Below are 19,299 nucleotides of genomic sequence, written 5' to 3' on the forward strand. Positions count from 1 at the left end.
GATAAAGAGTTAGATGTTGAAGCCGAGGGCTCGCATCTGATCTTTGCCGTCATCGGTAATTTTCTCTGGACCCCATGGCGGCATCCATACCCAGTTGATCCGCCATTCGTCGACAAGGCCGCCAAGTGTCTTTTCAACTTGCTCTTCAATGACGTCTTGCAGCGGACAGGCCGCCGTGGTCAGCGTCATATCCAGCAGCAGCGCACCGTCCTCGGCGTAGCGCAGACCGTAGAGAAGCCCCAGGTCCACCACATTGACGCCAAGCTCAGGGTCAATAACGTCGCGCAGCGCTTCTTCCAGCTCTGGCAATTCGACAGTTGCACTCATGCGATTAGCCTACGCCTGAGCTTCAGCAGTCAGGAAGCGATCGTAGCCTTCTTCTTCCAGACGGTCAGCCAGCTCTGGGCCACCTTCTTCAGCCACTTTGCCGTCCACAAATACGTGTACGAACTCCGGCTTGATGTAGCGCAAAATCCGGGTGTAGTGCGTGATCAGCAGCGTGCCCATGTTGCCACCCTCTTGGGCGCGGTTGACGCCTTCGGAAACAATCTTCAGCGCATCAACGTCCAGGCCGGAATCGGTTTCGTCAAGAATCGCGAACTTCGGTGCGAAAAGCTCCAGCTGAAGAATTTCGTGGCGCTTCTTTTCACCACCGGAGAAGCCTTCGTTGACGTTACGCTGGGCAAATTCGGTGTCAATGCGCAGCTGAGTCATCGCAGCCTTGACGTCTTTGGTCCAGGTCCGCAGTGCAGGCGCTTCGCCGTCAATTACGGTCTTTGCCGTGCGCAGGAAGTTGCTCATGGTGACACCGGGGATCTCCACCGGGTACTGCATGGCTAAGAACAGCCCTGCCCGTGCGCGCTCATCAACGCTCATCTCCAAGACGTTTTCACCGTCCAGGGTGATTGAGCCCGAATCCACAATGTAGCGCGGGTGACCGGCAATAGTGGAGGCCAAAGTCGACTTACCTGAGCCATTCGGGCCCATAATGGCGTGCGTTTCGCCGGTGCGAATGACCAGGCTTACGCCTTTGAGGATTTCCTTTTTGCCTTGCTCCGTCTCAATGCTGACGTGCAGGTCCTTGATTTCCAGAGTGGACATGTCTTCTTCTTTCCTTAAAAAGTCTTTAATTAATCAGTTCGACGCCGTTGAGAATCTGGGCGATGTCCACATAGACATCCTGGCCCTCGATGCTCAAGGCGAAAACCGGAATAGGTTCGTAAGCGGGCAACGTCTGCGGTTGGCCGGAGCTGAGATCAAAGCTGGAACCATGTGCCCAGCACTCAATCGTGCAACCTTCGACGTCACCTTCGCTGAGCGAAATCTCAGCGTGCGAGCAAGTGTCTCCGACCGCGTGCAATACGCCCTCAGAATCTTTCACAATTGCCACCGGAACATTGTCAATCTCAACGCGCAGTGCGCTTTTTACGCCAACTTCGTACACTCGGCACACCAGCTCAGCAGCCATTTAGAGCGCCCCCGAAGCCTCGAGTTCGCGCTCCAACGCCGCAACCAGTTCTTCTTCGAGTGCGGGCACTTTGATCTTTTGGATGACCTCGTTGAGGTAGCCACGAACCACCAAACGGCGCGCATCTCGCTCAGAAATGCCACGAGCCATCAAGTAGAACAAGTGCTCATCATCGAATCGTCCAGTGGAGCTAGCGTGGCCGGCACCCTCGATCAGACCCGTCTCAATCTCCAAGTTCGGCACTGAATCAGCGCGCGCACCGTCGGTCAGGATCAGGTTCTGGTTCTTCTCGTAGCTATCAGTGCCAATCGCCTGCTTCTGAATGAGCACATCGCCAACCCACACGGTATGTGCGCCAGCGCCCTGCAAAGCACCCTTGTAGAGCACATTGGACTTTGAGTTGGGCACGTTGTGGTCAATGAACGTCCGGTGCTCCAAGTGCTGACCGGCATCGGCAAAGTAAAGACCGAAAAGCTCGGCTTCAGCTCCCTCGCCGGCATAACGTGCATTGACATTGAGCCGAACTATTGAGCCGCCCAAGGTGATCACTACGTGTTTGAGCTTGCCGTCCTTAGCCACGACGGCGTCGTGCTGGCCCAGGTGCTTTGCAGTGTAATCCCAGCGCTGCACGCTGACGACGGTAAGCTCGGCACCTTGACCCACAATGATCTCGGCATTGCCGTTGTGATCGGCGCTGCCGCGGTGATCCAAAATCACGACGGCGCGCGAGTTGGCACCGGCTTCAATCACATAATGTGCATTTGAGCGACGGCCTTCACCTTGCCCAGTCACTGTGACTTTGAGCGGTTCGGTGAGTTCAGCATTTTCCGGAATCCGCACATAGATTGCCTCAGCCGATTTTGCGGAGGCAATGGCCGCGGCACGATCTGCTGGTACAAGAGCGGTTCCGCGGGGCGTCTGTCCCAAGCTCAAAGCGGAACCGAGGTATCCCTCGGCCGCTTCGAAAGTGGTTTCAATGGCAGCTGGATCGGTATCAACTTCGGTGAAGAACTCAGCGAGCTTCTTCACCGAAGTGAAGCGCCATTCCTCTTCAAGACCGCTAGGAACTTTGAAATCCGCCACGTTCTGACTAGTCAGTCGCTCGGCGCGTGAAGCCATCACTTCGGTGCCGTGGCTGTGGTGCTTGTCCACCTTGGAGTCGAGTAGGGTCTCGCCCTCTTCGCTCATTCCGGCGATAACGGGGGTGCTCACTACTAGCCCACCGATCCTTCCATTTGCAGTTCGATCAGCCGGTTCAGTTCTAACGCATATTCCATCGGCAGTTCGCGCGCAATTGGCTCAATAAAGCCGCGCACGATCATCGCCATCGCCTCGTCTTCACGCATTCCGCGAGACATCAGGTAGAACAGCTGTTCTTCGCTAACCCGTGAAACGGTAGCTTCGTGGCCCATCGAGACATCGTCTTCACGGATATCGACATAGGGATAAGTGTCCGAGCGGGAAATCGTATCCACCAGGAGCGCATCGCAGCGCACGGTGTTTGCCGAGTGCTCCGCACCTTCACGAATCTGCACCAAACCACGGTATGCCGCACGGCCACCACCACGGGCCACCGATTTGGAGATAATCGAAGACTTAGTGTTTGGCGCGATGTGTACCATCTTCGAGCCGGTGTCCTGGTGCTGACCCTCGCCAGCGAACGCGATCGAAAGCGTCTCGCCCTTTGCGTGCTCGCCAACTAGGTAGACCGCAGGGTATTTCATCGTGACTTTGGAACCGATGTTGCCATCGATCCACTCCATGGTGGCGCCTTCGTGTGCAATCGCACGCTTGGTAACCAAGTTGTAGACGTTGTTCGACCAGTTCTGGATCGTGGTGTAACGAACGCGAGCGTTCTTCTTCACAACGATTTCCACGACAGCGGAGTGCAAAGAATCCGAGGTATAGATCGGCGCGGTACAGCCCTCGATGTAGTGCACATAGGAGCCCTCATCCGCGATGATCAGCGTCCGCTCAAACTGGCCCATGTTCTCGGTATTGATCCGGAAATAGGCTTGCAGCGGGATTTCCACGTGTACGCCCGGCGGGACGTACACAAAGGAGCCGCCGGACCAGACCGCGGTATTCAGCGAAGCGAATTTGTTATCGCCCACCGGAATGATCGTGCCGAAATATTCCTGGAAGATCTCCGGGTGTTCTTTCAACGCGGTATCCGTGTCGAGGAAGATCACACCTTGCTGCTCAAGGTCTTCGCGAATCTGGTGGTAAACAACCTCAGACTCGTACTGAGCGGCAACGCCCGAGACCAAGCGATTGCGCTCAGCTTTCGGGATGCCCAAGCGCTCGTAAGTGTTGCGGATGTCGTCCGGCAGCTCTTCCCAGGAACCGGCCTGCTTCTCGGTGGAGCGGACGAAGTATTTGATGTTGTCGAAGTCAATGCCGGAAAGGTCCGCACCCCAGTTGGGCATCGGCTTCCGGTCAAAGTACTTCAAGCCTTTGAGTCGCAAATCGAGCATCCACTGCGGCTCGTTCTTCTTCGAGGAAATATCCCGAACAACTTCTTCGCTCAAACCACGGCGAGCGTTGTCGCTCACTTCGTTTTTATCCGACCAGCCGAAAGCGTAGTTTCCGATGCCTTCCAGCTCCGGATTGCGTTCCAAGATGTCGGTTATCACCGTGTCGGTGGCCTCTTTCTGGGCTGTGTCTGTCTGACTGTCGGCCAGTTGATCTGTCATCAGTTGCTGCCTTTCTGCAGATCGGTGGATGCGATTGATGCTGATTGCCCCGGCTCGTCTTCTTGTGGAAGTCGGCCGGTAGGAATGTGGGTTGTGCAAACGTGTCCGCCGCTGGCCAAGGTAGATAGCCGCCGGACGTCAACGCCTAACAGACGGGAAAAAGCTTCAGTTTCCGCTTCGCAGAATTCTGGGAATTCGGCTGCCAACTCCAAAGCAGGGCAGTGACCCTGGCAAAGCTGCACAGCCTGCAACGGCCCGGAGCCCAGCAACTGATTTGCCGAGGATACATAGCCATCTCCGCTGAGTGCCTCGGAGAGAATCGCGGCTCGCCGCACGACGTCGTCGCCAGCTTCGGCGAGGAGCGGCTCGTAACGCTTTTCCATCTTGGCAAACCGTTGCTCAGCGAACTCTTGAATGGCTCGCTCGCCTTTGACCTCAACCAATTGCGACAGCGCGGTCCGAGCTATCTGCAGGTAGTCATTGCCCAAGTCAGATTGGCCATGGCTGGAAAGGACGTAACGTCGCGCTGGACGCCCGGCACCCTTGCCTGAGCCGCGAACAAGTTTAACCTCGATGACGCCGCTCTTGGCTAACTGATCAAGGTGCCGACGAACCGCGGCTGGCGTAAAACCGAGCAAGGTACCAAGTTGGGCGGCGCTGGCTGGGCCGTGTTCCAACACCGCACTGCGAACTCTGTCTCGAGTGCGTTCATCACTTTCAATACCGGGCGGAACCGAAGTTCCGAAGGGTATTCCAAGGGCCGGCGAGGGCACGCCGGATTCCTGAGATTCAACCTTCATGGAATACACAACACAATTATGACCTAATAGCTTCCCGTCAACTAGTTAGGCGGGCCTTCCCCGGTAATTTTGGCTATATTTGTCGCGACTATTTGAGGAACTAGCCGCCGATTCCGTTAAGGAACTTTGCCATCAATGGTCCCAAGACCACGGAGGCGTACCCGCCGTCTTCAATAAACATTGCCGCTGCAAGGTCACCTTGGATCGCTATCAGCCAGGAGTGCGTCTTCGGCGGCGTATCGGTGCCGAATTCCGCGGTGCCAGTCTTCGCAAAGACCTGCCCGCCCGGCAGATTCAACAGCGGTCCGGCGTTTCGTTCGCTGACCACTCCGGCCATCAGTTCTTTCAACGAACCGGTCTCCCCCGCGGTCAACGCGACCGGCGGAGTCGCAGCAGCCGAGTTCGACGCCCGGCTTGCTGGGCTGGACGGGCTGGATGGTGCAGCAGAACCCGACGGCGTCGGATTAGTGATGACCAACTTTGGCTTGACCAAAGCGCCAGCAGCCACGCTAGCGGCAATATTTGCCATCCCTACCGGCGAAACCTGGACCTTACCCTGCCCAATCATCGAAGCAGCGTGCTCAGCGGGAGTTCCATCCAGCGGTACCGAACCGTCGTAACTGCTAGCGCCAACGTCCGTTGGCACGCCGATGCCAAGCGAGGCAGCGGCAGAGGCCAACTCCGCCTGGCTAACGGCACCGGCTTGCGAGATAAATGCGGTATTGCAGGAGTATGAAAACGCCGTCCGCAATGGCACATTGCCCAGTTTGGCAGCATTGTAAGTTGGTGCGTTTTTGAAGGTAGTGCCGCCGGCCTCAAGGGTCGGAGTGCAGGGCACTACCGAATCCGGTGTCTGCCCTTTTCGGAGCATCGCGAGCGAAGTAATTGTTTTAAATGTTGACCCCGGCGCGTACTGACCCAGCATCGCCGTATCGTAGCCATTGCTGCCCGGACCGCTAGCGGCGGCCAGAATTGCACCGGTAGAAGGCTTGATCGCCACAATTGACGAAGCAGAAACCGATGCCTGATTTGCTGGATCGGCCAAAAGCCCTTCAGCTAAGTTTTGAACCTTGCTGCTCAACGTCGTGGTGAGGTTGGCGCCCGGCTTGGACTGAGTATCGAAGAGAACTCTGGGCTGATCCGAAGCGGCCGCCTTGGGATCTTTTTCCACTACCTGAATTCCAGGCGTGCCAGCGAGCTGCTTGTCATACTGTGCTTGCAAGCCGCTAAGCCCAGTATGATCGCCGCTTTTGATTCGGCCATTGGACTTGTCGATCAATTCAGCCGTCGCCTCACCCACGGTGCCCAGAATCGGACGCGCAAATCCGCGTGTTGGCGCGAGTGGAAGCTTGTCTTTGATCGCCACCGCACCGGCGATAGCGCCAATTTGCTGATCGGTAACGGTTCGGCTGGCATCGTCTCGCAAGGAAAGAGCTTCCACAAAAGCTTGTGGTCCGGCGGCGGCAACCTGCTTAGCATAAGCGTCTAAATCAACTTGGACTAGAGCGGCAAGTGCACGCGCTGAAGCGTCAATAACACCTGCATCAGCTTTTGTCTTATCGATCCCGATTCGCAGCACCGGACGATCCTCCACCAGAACTTCGCCGCCGTCGCCCAAAATCTGACCTCGGGCTGGCGCGCTGCTTCGCAAATGCAGCGAGTCGCCGTCTTTAAATCCTGGAATAACCATTTGCGGTGACCATGCGGTGGTCCAGGTGCTGTCTTTGCGGCTGAGCGATGCGGTGGTGCTGTAAGTCCAGGTGCCGCCGTTGAAACCCCAATCGTAATTGAGCTTGGCGGTTACCTGGTCTTTAGAGTCTTTTGCTGGATCAACTGAGAGGAAGCTGACTTTCGGTTGCACCGAAGCCAATGCCTTAACCATCGCAGCGACTTTGTCATTAACCTCGGAACCGTCTTTGGCTCCGGTAAAGGACAACGCGTTCACATTCAGCGAGGATAAGCCGCTAGCTAGCTTTTGCGCGGCATCTTTTGCACCGTTGTCCCCGTTATCGCAGGCGCTCAGGGTCAAGGCAGAAACGGATACAGAGACGGCAATCACTAAGGCTTTTCGATTGAGCATTCCACTAGTATGCCAAAGCTTGGCGATTGGAACGCTACTACCTGTCGTAGAATACTTCAGTGTCCGATGCCCTCGCTGCCGCCCTAACCATAGATGGCTTAGTCAAAGACGTCGGCCCATTTCCTGCGCTCGATGGACGAATGAAACGCGTTATTAGCGATCTGTCCCTCACCGCACACTTCGGCCAAGTCACAGTACTTCTGGGCAGCAACGGAGCGGGTAAGACCACCACACTGGAATGTGCGCAAGGCCTGCAGCGACGTCAGGGTGGCAATATTTCGCTGCTTGGCCAGGACCCAGAAAAAGCTGATGCCTCGTTACGGGCCCGAGTCGGCGTGATGCTTCAAGACGGCGGCTTGCCCCCCGCAATGCGCCCGGTTCAGCTGCTAGAACTTGTTGCCGGCATGTATCAGAACCCGCTGCCAGTCAATGAATTGGCCGAGCAACTGGGCATCAACGAATTTGCCAACACCACAATTCGGCGACTTTCGGGCGGCCAAAAGCAACGAGTGGCACTCGCCGCAGCTCTGATCGGGCGGCCAGAAGTTGTTTTCCTCGATGAGCCCAGCGCTGGGCTCGACCCGCAATCAAGGCAACTGGTTTTCGATCTGATCAGACAGCTGCGCGCTGACGGCCTCGCCGTGATTTTGACGACGCATCTGCTCGACGACGCACAGCGGCTTGCTGACTACGTTTACATCATTGATGACGGCCGAACAGTAGCCGAGGGAACCGTGCCGGAGCTGCTGAGCAACGCCGCAAAAGTTGAAGCAGAACGCAGCTTCTCCTTCGATGCCAGTGCTGCGCTGGACTTCAGCGGCGCGCTCCGGGCAGAAGTAGCCATCGTGGAAACTCGGCCAGGCAGCTATTTGCTCACTGGACCGCTCTTGCCGGAAGATTTAGCCGCCTTGGCAACTTGGTGGGCTGAACACCATGTCATGCCAAGTGCCATTAATTTGGCTTCGCACTCACTCGAAGACGTCTTCCTTGACATTGCCAACGCCGCTGCGGCAGAACGGAGCGGCACATGAACTCGGCAACCTCATCAAACGTTTCCCGGCCAGCTATCTCTCAACCCGCGTCGCTTGGCCGCCGCATCTTGCAACAAGGTCGCCACGAAACCTTGACCATGTTGCGCAACGGCGAGCAGCTAACGCTGGCGATCGTGTTGCCGTTACTGGGCCTGATTGCCCTGACGGTCACGCCGCTCCTTGACAATTTAGGCCAGGCCAGAATCGACATTGCTGCGCCAGGAGTGCTCGCACTGTGTGCGATGTCTACCGCACTGACCGGGCAAGGCATCGCAACCGGCTTTGACCGCAGATACGGCGTGCTCCGGTTTCTTTCGACGACGCCGCTGGGACGTACCGGTTTGATTGTTGGCAAGGTTGCGGCAGTGCTAGCGGTATTGGTCATTCAGGTTGTGGTGATTTCCGCCGTTGCGCTGCTACTGGGCTGGCAGCCTAATTTCCCGGGTTTGTTATTGGGCATCACGTTGCTGATCTTGGGAGCGCTAGCTTTTAGCTCCTTGGGTTTACTGATCGCCGGTACCGCTCGTCCGGAAGCAACTTTGGCGTTGGCGAATCTGCTTTGGATCCTTTTCGGCGCGCTTGGCGGCATCGTGCTGCCAGCCAACCGGTTACCCGGGATGATGCAAGACATCGTGCATTTCTTACCCTCAGGTGCATTGGGCGATTCAATGCGACAAGCATTTTTAGGCGGCGGACTGGACGTGTTTTCCGTCGTGATCTTAGTACTTTGGGCTGTCCTCGCTTCGGCGGCAGCGATCAAGTGGTTTAAATGGAGTTGAGATGAGTTCTTTGTACCGGTCCATCACGGCCAAATTGCCGACGGCGGTAAACCCCACCGTCCGTCGTCTGGCCATTGCCTCGCTCATTGGTCAGGCGGTACTGATTGGAACAGGCGGCGCCGTCCGGTTAACATCTTCCGGCTTGGGCTGCCCCACTTGGCCCAGGTGCACGCCAGAATCATTGGTCAACACCCCTGAAATGGGCATCCACGGAATCATTGAATTCGGCAATCGTGCGTTGACTTTTGTGCTCGCTATTATTGCCGTGTCGATGCTGGTCTTTCTTTGGAACTTGCGCAAAGAACGCAAAGATCTGTTTTGGTTGGCGTTTGGACTTCTTGCCAGCATTCCGGCTCAAGCCATCATCGGCGGTCTTTCGGTCCTGACAAAGCTCAACCCTTGGGTAGTGGGCTTGCACTTCTTAGTTTCGTCCGCACTAGTGGTATTCGCCAAGCTCTTGGTCAATCGAGCCTACGGTCGGCCGCCGGCGTCGCAAAAGCCCGTTCGCCCGCTACTGCGTCAGCTAGCTCTAACCAGCGCAGTTTTGGTCGGCATTGCGGTAGTCATCGGTGTCATGGTTACTGGCTCTGGCCCGCATGCCGGTGACGCAAATGCACCGCGAAACGGCTTAGATTCAGATCTCATCACCCGAATCCACGTGCTGCCGGTTTATCTTTTAGTCGCGGTTTCGGTGCTTCTGCTCGTCGTGACCTGGAAACGCGGCAAGGGCGATTTGCTCCGCTCCGCAAGCTTATGGCTCATCGCTACTGTCGTCTTGCAAGCCGTCATCGGCTACACCCAGCACTTCACCGGCTTGCCGCCACTCTTGGTTGGCCTACACATGCTTGGCGCTGCCGCTTTGCTCGCAGCGGGCACAAATGTTGCCGACGTCGCGCTACATTCTCGGAGGGCCTAGCGCAGGGCATTAGCCCATCAGCGGCATGCCAACAAAGGGATCAACGGCAAGAGCTACGAAAAGTAGCGTCAAGTAGCTGATTGAGCCATGGAAGACTTTCATTGCGCTCTTATTGGTCACAGTGTCGTGTGAAGCTTTCGAATGCAGGCGATGCGCTTCGAGCAAGAACCAGAGACCAGCTGCCCCTGCGACTACGGTATAGACGATGCATGCGTGCCCAAGTGGGATCAGCAAAAGCGAGCAGACCACCATTGCCCAGGTGTAAAGCACCACCTGAACGGAAACGATTCGTGCGCCAGCCACCGCACCCAGCATCGGAACGTTCGCAGCTTTGTAGTCCTCGCTGTAGCGCATAGAGAGCGGCCAGTAGTGCGGTGGTGTCCACAAGAAGATCACCATGAACAAGATAATCGCGGGCCATTCGACTTTATTAGTTACAGCTGCCCAAGCGATCAGCACCGGCATGCAGCCAGCAACGCCGCCCCAGACAATATTTTGCGCGGTGCGACGTTTCAAAATCAGCGTGTAGACCACCACGTAGAAGAAAATCGCCGCAATGCCCAGCAAGCCGGCCAGCGGGTTTGCGCCAAACCAGAGAATCGCTATCGACAAAATGCCCAGTGCCCAGGAGAACACCAAGGCTTCGCGTGGGGTGACCGCACCTGTCACCAAGGGGCGGTCTTCCGTCCGGTGCATGATCTTGTCAATGTCCCGGTCGATGTAGCAGTTGAATGCGCCGGCACTTCCGGCAGCAAATGCGCCGCCGATCATGGTGGCAAGAATAAGCCAAATATTTGGCAGCCCTCGGGCGGCAAAAATCATGGTTGGCAAGGTGGTGACGAGCAAAAGCTCCATCACTCGGGGCTTCGTCAAAGCGATATAAGCCTTGGTTTTGGCCGCAAAACCTAGTTTGTGCGGCGGGTTCCCCGCTGCCGCGGTGGTCGCTGGTGCCTGCGTCAAGCGCACGAATGCCCCACTTACCTCAAAAGATGTGATCTGACAATGCTAATCCTAGTCAATATTACCCGCACTTACTCGAACGCTGCGCCGCCAGCTCGATCACGCAATTCTGATCCGACTATGTGACTCAGCAGACGTTGCCAGTTGGCGTTACACCAAGCCTTAAAGCACTAAGCTGGGGAGGGAGTTCAAGGATCCGTATTTTCTGTATGAAAGGGCACTGACTTTCGATGCCACAGGAACAGCAAGAATTTTCATGGACCACGCTCGATCAGCGGGCCGTCGACACGATTAAAGTGTTGGCTGCGGACGCGGTTGAGAAAGTTGGCAATGGGCACCCCGGAACGGCAATGAGCCTAGCTCCGGCGGCTTATCTCATCTTCCAGAGGCTACTGAAGCACGATCCGGGCGACCCGCAGTGGGCTGGCCGCGACAGGTTTATCCTCTCGCCAGGCCACAGTTCACTGACGCTTTACATTCAGTTGTTCCTTTCCGGGTATGGCTTGGAGCTGAGCGATCTGGAAGCGCTGCGGACTTGGGGAGCGCTCACTCCAGGGCACCCGGAATACAAACACACTAAGGGCGTTGAAATCACCACTGGCCCCTTGGGTCAAGGTTTGGCTTCCTCGGTGGGCTTTGCGTACTCGCAGCGCCGGATGCGCGGCTTGTTTGATGCAGATGCTGCTCCGGGCACCAGCCCTTTCGACCACAATATTTGGGTCATCGCCTCTGATGGCGACCTGCAAGAGGGCGTCACCAGCGAGGCTTCATCGTTGGCTGGGCACCAGGAACTCGGCAACCTCGTGGTCGTTTACGATCAAAACCACATTTCAATTGAAGACGATACTGACATTGCTTACTCAGAAGACGTTCTCAAGCGTTATGAGGCCTACGGGTGGCATGTACAGCGCGTGGATTGGACGAAGACCGGCGACTACGTCGAAGACGTCGAGGGCCTGTACCACGCGTTAATCGAAGCTAAAAACGAGACCTCTAAGCCGTCGATCATCGCACTTCGGACCATCATTGGTTGGCCTTCACCGACCAAGCAGAACACCGGCAAGATTCACGGATCTGCGCTGGGCGCCGAAGAAGTGGCTGGTTTGAAGAAGGTTTTGGGATTCGGCCCAGAGAAGACTTTCGACGTCGATCCGGAGGTACTTGCGCACGCCCGCGAAGTTGCCGCACGCGGTGCAGAGGCACACGCTGACTGGGATAAAGAACTCACCAGCTGGCAAGCCGGCAACCCTGACGGTGCCGCATTGCTTGACCGAATCGAATCGGGCGCTTTGCCCACCGATTGGGCCGGCGCTTTGCCCACCTTCGAAGCAGGCAAAGACGTCTCGACCCGCGCGGCCTCCGGCAAGGTCATCAATGCCATTGCAAGTGAATTGCCCGAGCTGTGGGGTGGCTCTTGCGATTTGGCCGAGTCAAACAACACCACAATCGAGGGCGCGCCGTCGTTCGTTCCTAGTGACCGGCAGACTGGCGCATGGAGCGGCAACCCTTACGGTCGGGTACTGCACTTCGGCATCCGCGAACATGCTGCCGCCGCGATCGTCAATGGCATCCACTTAGGTGGCCCGACGCGCGCATTCTCCGGAACATTCTTGATTTTCTCGGACTACCAGCGCCCGGCTATTCGACTTGGCGCCCTGATGGGCGTACCCAGCATCTACGTTTGGACACACGACTCGATCGGTCTGGGCGAGGACGGCCCCACGCACCAACCAGTGGAGCAGCTGGCCAGCTTGCGAGCCATTCCGGGCCTCGACGTCGTCCGGCCAGGTGACGCAAACGAGGTCGCCCAGGCTTGGAAGGGCATCCTGGAGAACCGGAACAATCCGGCCGGAATCGTGTTAACTCGGCAAAATATTCCGACCTACGCCCGCGCTGCTGGTGCCGCGACTGCCAGCGAGTTTGCTTCGGCCGACGGCGTACTCAAGGGCGGCTATGTGCTTGCCGAATCAACCTCGATCAACGCAGCTGGTGAAGCTTCAGTAGCAACCCCGGAAGCGATTTTGATCGCTACCGGATCTGAAGTACAGCTTGCCGTTCAAGCCCGTGAGACCTTGCAGGCCGAAGGCATTCCTACCCGAGTGGTGTCAATGCCCTGTGTTGAATGGTTCCACGCTCAGAGCCCCGAATACCGTGCATCAGTGCTGCCAGCGGCGGTCAAGACCAGAGTTTCGGTTGAAGCCGGCGTTGCCATGCCTTGGCGGGAATTCTTGGGCGATTCTGGCCGTTCGATCTCACTGGAACACTTCGGCGCTTCGGCCGACTACAAGCGTTTGTATGCCGAGCTCGGCATCACGGTTGAAACCGTCGTTGCCGCGGCAAAAGATTCACAACAAGCCGCAGCTTCTGCAGCAGTCGCATCCTAGGGCCCTGTTCAACGGGCACACTCGAACCACCAAGGAGAGCTTGACATGACTACCAACACCTCAGAACTTTCAGCTGCCGGAGTTTCCATCTGGCTCGATGATTTGTCCCGCGAACGACTCACTTCTGGCAGTTTGCAAAAACTGATTGATGAGAAAAACGTCGTGGGCGTCACCACCAATCCCTCGATTTTCCAGGCCGCGATCTCAAAAGGCACCTCCTACGAACAGCAGGTCAGCGAATTAGCTGCCCAGGGTGCCGATGTGGAAGCCGCAGTTTTCCAGATCACCACCCAAGACGTCGCCAACGCCTGTGATTTTTTCGCTGGGATTGCGGTGGCGAGCAAGGGTGTAGATGGCCGTGTTTCGATCGAGGTTGACCCACGCAAAGCTTGGGACACCCAAGGCACCATCGAGGAAGCCAAGCGTCTGCACGCTGCCGTCGGCAAGGACAATGTACACATCAAGATTCCGGCAACATTAGAAGGCCTCGAAGCAATCACCGAAACCCTCGGTGCAGGCATCAGTGTTAACGTGACCTTAATTTTCTCCTTGGGGCGCTACCGGGCCGTCATCAATGCGTTTCTGCTAGGCATTGAAAAAGCCAAAGCTAACGGTCATGATCTGAGCCAAATTCATTCCGTAGCCTCGTTCTTCGTTTCGCGGGTAGATACCGAAATCGATAAGCGACTCGACGCTTTGAACACTGATGAGGCAAAGTCACTCAAGGGCAAGGCCGGTGTGGCCAATGCGCGCCTTGCCTACCAAGTCTTTGAAGAAGTTTTCTCCTCCGAGCGCTGGGCGCTACTTGCCGAGGCTGGCGCTTTGCCGCAGCGTCCGCTTTGGGCCTCTACCGGCGTCAAAGACCCGGCGTACCCAGATACCTTGTACGTTACCGAGCTCGTTGCACCGAACGTAGTGAACACCATGCCGGAGAAGACCCTCGACGCCACGGCAGACCACGGCGTGGTATCCGGAAATACGATCTCCGGCCGCTACGACGAAGCCAACGGCGTGCTCAATGCCCTTGAAGGCCTTGGCATCTCCTATAACGAAGTCGTGGCCCTCTTGGAAAAAGAAGGCCTAGAAAAGTTTGTGGCAAGTTGGAAAGAACTGCTTGACCACGTCCAGGATGCGCTCAATTCAGCAGCAACGAAGGGGTCAGAGTCCTAATGTCGAGCCTTGGATACGAAGCAACGGGTGCAGCTCAGGCTGCCGCTGACTTGCACATTCCCGCACTAGTTGCGGATAAAGTCGCCTCGAGAATCTTCGCAAAAGACCACACTTTGTGGGGCACGGACGCTGAATCAGAAGCTTCGATCCGGTTGGGCTGGGTTGAAGCTGCTGCAGTGTCACAGCCTCTGGTTGCGCAGATCGTTGCCCTTCGCGAAGAACTGCAGGCCGAAGGCGTTACGCACATTGTCTTGGCTGGCATGGGCGGCTCGTCCTTGGCACCCGAAGTGATCACGAAGACCGCTGGCGTGGAGTTGACGGTTCTGGATTCGACGGATCCGGAGCAGGTTCGGGGCGCCGTACAGGACCGGTTGGCACAGACTGCGTTGGTGGTTTCTTCGAAGTCCGGCTCTACTTTGGAAACTGACTCGCAGCGTCGAATTTTTGAGCAGGAATTCAGCGCGGCCGGCATTGATGCTAAACGCCGCATCATCGTGGTCACGGATCCGGGCTCCCCGCTAGATGCGTCAGCTCGCGAGGCCGGTTATCGCGCGGTCTTCAACGCTGACCCAAACGTAGGCGGCCGCTACTCGGCCCTCACTGCTTTTGGCTTGGTGCCTTCAGGCCTGGCTGGCGTTGACATTCAGCAATTACTGGATGAAGCCGAAGAAGCCGGTGAAGTGCTTCGTGATGACGCCGAGGACAACATTGGTTTGGCCCTAGGCAGCGCTCTGGGCAGCACCAATCCGCTGCGGAACAAAATTGTGATTGTGGACGAAGGCTCCGGAATCGTTGGATTTGCAGATTGGGCAGAACAGCTCATTGCTGAATCCACTGGAAAGCTCGGCACCGGAGTGCTACCGGTTGTCGCCACCATGGACTCCCCCGAAGTAAGTTCCGGCGCAGAAGACATTCTGGTCGTCCGTTTGGTCGGAGCGGAATCCGACGCTGAAGCAAGCGGAAATCAGGTTGTGCTCAGCGTTGATTCAGCGCAGGGTGGTCTCGGTGCACAGATGATGCTGTGGGAATTCGCTGTGGTGGTTGCTGGACGGCTATTGGGCATCAATCCCTTCGATCAGCCTGATGTTGAAGCTGCTAAGAAAGCCGCGCGCGGTCTTTTGGACGCCCGACCAGAACCAGTAGCAGCTAACTTCACCGATGGCGCCATTGAAGTGCGCTCGTTGCCCGCTACGGCGGAATGGCTCAGCTCTGCGACAACCCTCGAACAAGCGCTCGAAGCGCTTTTTGGCCAGCTTGGCTCCGACGGCTACCTCAGCGTCCAGGCTTATCTGGACCGGATCACGCACGCTTCGCTGGCTGGCGTAGCAGATCAGCTTGCTGCCGTTACCGGACGACCCGTGACCTTCGGCTGGGGGCCACGCTTCTTGCACTCAACAGGCCAATTCCATAAGGGCGGGCCAGCAGTTGGCGTGTTCTTGCAAATTACCGCCGCTGCGACAAATGATCTGGCAATTCCGGATCGCCCGTTCAGCTTCGGTGAGCTCATCGAAGCCCAGGCTGCCGGTGATGCGCAAGTGCTCTCCGACCATGGCCGACCGGTGCTGCGACTTCATCTCACCGAACGCGCCGACGGCGTCGCTCAGTTGGAATCGGTCATAGCGCAATTGCAAAATACCGCACGGCCGAACAACGAGCGCTGAGTTAGATGTCTGATTCTGAATCGAACGGCAGCCGCCGCACGAATCCCCTACGGGACGCGCGCGATCGTCGCCTTTCGCGGGTTGCAGGGCCATCATCGCTGGTAATTTTCGGCGTCACTGGAGATTTGTCCCGCAAGAAATTGATGCCCGCGGTCTACGACCTGGCGAACCGCGGTTTGCTACCGCTCAGTTTCGCACTGGTCGGTTTTGCCCGCAGGCAGTGGGAAAACGAAGACTTCGCGCAAGAGGTGAAAGCTGCCGTCAAGGAACATTCACGTACGCCCTTTGATGAGGCAGTTTGGAACCAGCTGGCCGAAGGGATTCGCTTTGTTCAGGGCGAGTTTGACGACGACGAAGCCTTTCAGAAACTCAAGGACACCCTTGACGAGCTAGATGCAGATCGCGGCACCCGAGGTAATCACGCCTTTTACCTTTCGATTCCGCCGAAAGCATTCGAGCTGGTGTGCCGACAGCTCTCCGCCCACGGCTTGGCGCAGTCGTCCGCTGGACACTGGCGTCGAGTCGTGATTGAAAAGCCATTTGGCCACGACCTAGCTTCGGCGCGCGCACTGAACGACGTCGTCGAATCTGTCTTCCCGCCTGATGCGGTCTTCCGGATTGATCATTACCTGGGCAAAGAGACCGTGCAGAACCTCTTGGCACTGCGCTTTGCAAACCAACTCTTTGAACCATTGTGGAATGCCAAATATGTTGACCACGTGCAAATCACGATGGCCGAAGATATTGGCACCGGGGGTCGGGCGGGCTACTACGACGGCGTCGGCGCAGCGCGTGATGTGATCCAGAACCACCTTTTGCAATTGCTGGCACTCACGGCAATGGAAGAGCCTATTTCTTTCAATGCTGAAGACCTGCGTGCGGAAAAAGAAAAGGTATTAGCCGCCGTCAAGCTGCCTGCAGATCTCTCTGGGCATTCAGCTCGCGGGCAATTTACTGGCGGTTGGCAGGGCGGCGAGAAGGTACAGAGCTACTTGGAAGAAGACGGAATTCCTGCCGATACAACCACGGAAACCTACGCAGCGGTGCGGCTGGATATCAACACGCGACGCTGGGCCGGTGCACCATTTTATTTGCGCACCGGAAAACGGTTGGGTCGCCGAGTCACCGAAATTGCGGTGATGTTCAAACGCGCACCGAACCTGCTGTTTACCGATCACAGTGAAGACGAGTTTGGCCAAAATTCGGTAGTCATCCGGGTGCAGCCAGATGAAGGCGTGACTATTAGGTTCGGTTCAAAAGTACCTGGTACTCAAATGGAGGTCCGTGATGTCACGATGGACTTTGGTTACGGACATGCCTTTACTGAGTCCAGTCCCGAAGCTTACGAACGGCTCATTTTGGACGTGCTATTGGGCGAACCACCGCTTTTCCCACGGCACCAAGAAGTTGAGCTGTCTTGGAAGATCCTTGATCCTTTCGAAGAGTTTTGGTCCAAAGAAAACAAACAGCCCGAAGGCTATGCGCCAGGAAGCTGGGGACCAGCCTCAGCAGATGAATTACTAAGCCGCGACGGACGAAGCTGGAGAAGGCCGTGATTGTCGATCTGCCCAACACCACTACGTCAAAGGTCTCTAAGGAGATCCAATCGATGCGGGAGCAAGGTGGCGTAGTTACCTTGGGTCGAGTGTTAACGCTCGTCGTACTAACCCGTAGCGGCTATGAAGAAGAGGCCATTGAGGCCGCCAACTTGGCTAGCCGTGAGCACCCTTGTCGGATCATCGTGCTTGCCGAGGGCGGCACCGATGAAGCCACTCGATTGGATGCCCAAATCCGAGTTGGCGGCGACGCCGGCGCATCCGAAGTGATCGTGCTACACGGCTATGGCGAGCTCTGTTCGCAAAGCGAATCATTGGTATCTGCATTGCTCTTGCCCGATGCTCCGATTGTGGCTTGGTGGCCGCACGGGATCCCCGAAGTCGCTTCGCAAACTTCGATCGGCAAGATAGCCCATCGCCGGATCACCGATTCGGCAAACGAACCGGATCCTCGTGCCGCTCTTGAGCACATCAGGAAGAGCTACGCAGAAGGCGATACCGATCTAGCCTGGACTCGACTGACCAATTGGAGAATCCAACTGGCCGCGGCCTTCGATCAGCTCGACGACGAACCGGTGCTCTCGCTGACCGTTGAAGGCGCTAGCGACTCCCCCAGTACTTTGCTCCTTGCGGCTTGGTTGCATAGCGCCCTCAAGGTGCCCACCACGGTAGTGGAGGATCCCGCAGGTACGGGAATCCGCAGGGTACTCCTTGAGCGCGCTGGTGGTTCAGTGGAGCTGCTTCGCCAGGGAACCACGGAGGCGACGTTGACGCAACCGAATCAGCCAGTGCAACATATCTCGCTGCCCCGATGCTCGCTGCAAGATTGCCTTTCAGAGGAGCTTCGTCGGCTTGATCCAGATGAAGTATTTGGCGAGGTCATCACTACTGGGTTACGCGAACTGCTATCAGAGGATGTGTCCACATTGGCGAAAGTGCAGACCTCATGAGCGTGCGGATCAATGTCCACCCCAGTTTCGACGTTCTAGCTGCCACCACAGCGGCACGAATAATCACCAAGCTTCTAGATACCCAAAACGAACGTGGCGAGGCCACTGTGGTGCTGACAGGCGGCACAGTGGGCATAGCTACGTTGAAAGCCATCGTCGACTCGCCTGCGTGCGAGGCTGCGAACTGGGCCAAGGTCAATTTTTGGTGGGGTGACGAACGATTCCTCCCGGCCGGGGATCCAGACACTAATGCCCAACAAGCTCAGGAAGCGTTGCTGTCGCACATTGGTGTTGACCCGAGCCGAGTTCATCCGATGGGTGGCCCCGATCGGTTTGCCACGCCGGAAGAATCAGCGGCTGATTATGCTCGGGAGTTGGCTGAAGCTGCCGCCGCGCAAAGTCATGATGACGACGGCGCAGATCTGGACACCAAGGCTTTGCTTTGGCGTGCCATGCCGCAGATAGATGTGTTGTTGCTCGGAATTGGGCCGGATGCGCATATCGCGTCCCTTTTCCCCGAAATCGCCGGAATCAGGGTCAAGGATTCGTTGGTGGTTGGCGTGCAGAATTCGCCTAAGCCGCCGCCGCTGCGCGTCTCGCTGACGTTACCCGCAATCAATTCCGCACACGAAGTCTGGATGGTTGCTGCTGGCAGCGACAAAGCAGACGCGGTCGGTCTGGCGCTGGCTGGAGCTAATCCAGTGCAGGTTCCTGCCGCTGGACCTGCGGGCCAGTCCAAGACGCTGTGGCTTATTGATCAGGACGCAGCTGCGAAGGTACCGGAAAACTTAATGCTCAACGGCTCACACTAAGCGCCCTTCGGGTTAAGTTTCCTCGGGCTAGGATTG

General features: G+C 56.9%; 17 protein-coding genes. 9 read left to right on the forward strand and 8 right to left on the reverse strand.

Annotated features, from left to right (window positions below):
• Window positions 1-9: 9 nt before the first annotated feature.
• The 7 genes from RSAL33209_RS09880 to RSAL33209_RS09910 all read right to left on the reverse strand — a co-directional run bounded on the left by RSAL33209_RS09880 (window position 10) and on the right by RSAL33209_RS09910 (window position 7,044).
• Window positions 10-327: a metal-sulfur cluster assembly factor gene (locus RSAL33209_RS09880; protein WP_012245631.1), complete on the reverse strand. Its 318-nt coding sequence runs from the start codon at window positions 325-327 to the stop codon at window positions 10-12.
• Window positions 328-336: 9 nt separating this feature from the next.
• The gene (gene sufC, locus RSAL33209_RS09885) at window positions 337-1,101 is read right to left on the reverse strand and encodes a Fe-S cluster assembly ATPase SufC (protein ID WP_012245632.1); all 765 of its coding nucleotides are present in this window, start codon (window positions 1,099-1,101) and stop codon (window positions 337-339) included.
• 25 nt (window positions 1,102-1,126) lie between these two features.
• Window positions 1,127-1,468, reverse strand: coding sequence for a non-heme iron oxygenase ferredoxin subunit (locus RSAL33209_RS09890; protein ID WP_012245633.1), 342 nt, complete (start codon window positions 1,466-1,468; stop codon window positions 1,127-1,129).
• Window positions 1,469-2,656 carry a Fe-S cluster assembly protein SufD gene (sufD, locus tag RSAL33209_RS09895; protein ID WP_049759089.1) on the reverse strand — a complete coding sequence of 396 codons (1,188 nt, stop codon included), beginning with the start codon at window positions 2,654-2,656 and terminating at the stop codon, window positions 1,469-1,471. It abuts the gene before it with no gap.
• A 26-nt stretch (window positions 2,657-2,682) separates the two neighbouring features.
• The gene (gene sufB, locus RSAL33209_RS09900) at window positions 2,683-4,164 is read right to left on the reverse strand and encodes a Fe-S cluster assembly protein SufB (RefSeq protein ID WP_012245635.1); all 1,482 of its coding nucleotides are present in this window, start codon (window positions 4,162-4,164) and stop codon (window positions 2,683-2,685) included.
• Window positions 4,164-4,973, reverse strand: a complete 810-nt coding sequence (locus tag RSAL33209_RS09905; RefSeq protein WP_012245636.1) for a helix-turn-helix transcriptional regulator — start codon at window positions 4,971-4,973, stop codon at window positions 4,164-4,166. The genes sufB and RSAL33209_RS09905 overlap by 1 nt, the downstream gene beginning before the upstream one ends.
• Before the next feature lie 91 nt (window positions 4,974-5,064).
• Window positions 5,065-7,044, reverse strand: a complete 1,980-nt coding sequence (locus RSAL33209_RS09910; RefSeq protein WP_012245637.1) for a penicillin-binding transpeptidase domain-containing protein — start codon at window positions 7,042-7,044, stop codon at window positions 5,065-5,067.
• A 59-nt stretch (window positions 7,045-7,103) separates the two neighbouring features.
• Here RSAL33209_RS09910 and RSAL33209_RS09915 point away from each other — a divergent pair, with 59 nt between their 5' ends.
• From RSAL33209_RS09915 to RSAL33209_RS09925, 3 genes are read left to right on the forward strand one after another with little or no spacing between them, the layout of a single operon-like run.
• A complete protein-coding gene (locus RSAL33209_RS09915; protein WP_012245638.1) occupies window positions 7,104-8,075 on the forward strand; it encodes an ABC transporter ATP-binding protein in 972 nt (323 codons plus the stop codon).
• On the forward strand, window positions 8,072-8,854 hold the full coding sequence (locus RSAL33209_RS09920) for an ABC transporter permease (protein WP_012245639.1): 783 nt from the start codon (window positions 8,072-8,074) through the stop codon (window positions 8,852-8,854). Before RSAL33209_RS09915 ends, RSAL33209_RS09920 begins: the two co-directional genes overlap by 4 nt.
• 1 nt (window position 8,855) lies before the next feature.
• On the forward strand, window positions 8,856-9,770 hold the full coding sequence (locus RSAL33209_RS09925) for a COX15/CtaA family protein (RefSeq protein WP_012245640.1): 915 nt from the start codon (window positions 8,856-8,858) through the stop codon (window positions 9,768-9,770).
• 9 nt (window positions 9,771-9,779) lie between these two features.
• On the opposite strand, the gene RSAL33209_RS09930 is transcribed toward RSAL33209_RS09925, so the two are convergent.
• Window positions 9,780-10,736 carry a heme o synthase gene (locus RSAL33209_RS09930; RefSeq protein WP_012245641.1) on the reverse strand — a complete coding sequence of 319 codons (957 nt, stop codon included), beginning with the start codon at window positions 10,734-10,736 and terminating at the stop codon, window positions 9,780-9,782.
• 224 nt (window positions 10,737-10,960) lie between these two features.
• Between RSAL33209_RS09930 and tkt the strand changes: the two genes are divergently transcribed.
• From tkt to pgl, 6 genes are read left to right on the forward strand one after another with little or no spacing between them, the layout of a single operon-like run.
• The gene (tkt, locus tag RSAL33209_RS09935) at window positions 10,961-13,114 is read left to right on the forward strand and encodes a transketolase (RefSeq protein WP_012245642.1); all 2,154 of its coding nucleotides are present in this window, start codon (window positions 10,961-10,963) and stop codon (window positions 13,112-13,114) included.
• Between the two features lie 45 nt (window positions 13,115-13,159).
• On the forward strand, window positions 13,160-14,284 hold the full coding sequence (tal, locus tag RSAL33209_RS09940) for a transaldolase (protein WP_012245643.1): 1,125 nt from the start codon (window positions 13,160-13,162) through the stop codon (window positions 14,282-14,284).
• Complete coding sequence (locus RSAL33209_RS09945; RefSeq protein WP_012245644.1) at window positions 14,284-15,945, forward strand: glucose-6-phosphate isomerase; 1,662 nt, start codon at window positions 14,284-14,286, stop codon at window positions 15,943-15,945. Before tal ends, RSAL33209_RS09945 begins: the two co-directional genes overlap by 1 nt.
• A gap of 5 nt (window positions 15,946-15,950) precedes the next feature.
• A complete protein-coding gene (gene zwf, locus RSAL33209_RS09950) occupies window positions 15,951-17,501 on the forward strand; it encodes a glucose-6-phosphate dehydrogenase (RefSeq protein WP_012245645.1) in 1,551 nt (516 codons plus the stop codon).
• Entirely contained in the window at window positions 17,498-18,451 is a 954-nt protein-coding gene (locus RSAL33209_RS09955; RefSeq protein ID WP_012245646.1) for a glucose-6-phosphate dehydrogenase assembly protein OpcA, read from the forward strand. Before zwf ends, RSAL33209_RS09955 begins: the two co-directional genes overlap by 4 nt.
• Window positions 18,448-19,263, forward strand: a complete 816-nt coding sequence (gene pgl, locus RSAL33209_RS09960) for a 6-phosphogluconolactonase (RefSeq protein ID WP_012245647.1) — start codon at window positions 18,448-18,450, stop codon at window positions 19,261-19,263. Before RSAL33209_RS09955 ends, pgl begins: the two co-directional genes overlap by 4 nt.
• The last annotated feature ends 36 nt before the right edge of the window (window positions 19,264-19,299 follow it).

The organism is Renibacterium salmoninarum ATCC 33209 (assembly GCF_000018885.1).
Classification (GTDB): domain Bacteria; phylum Actinomycetota; class Actinomycetes; order Actinomycetales; family Micrococcaceae; genus Renibacterium; species Renibacterium salmoninarum.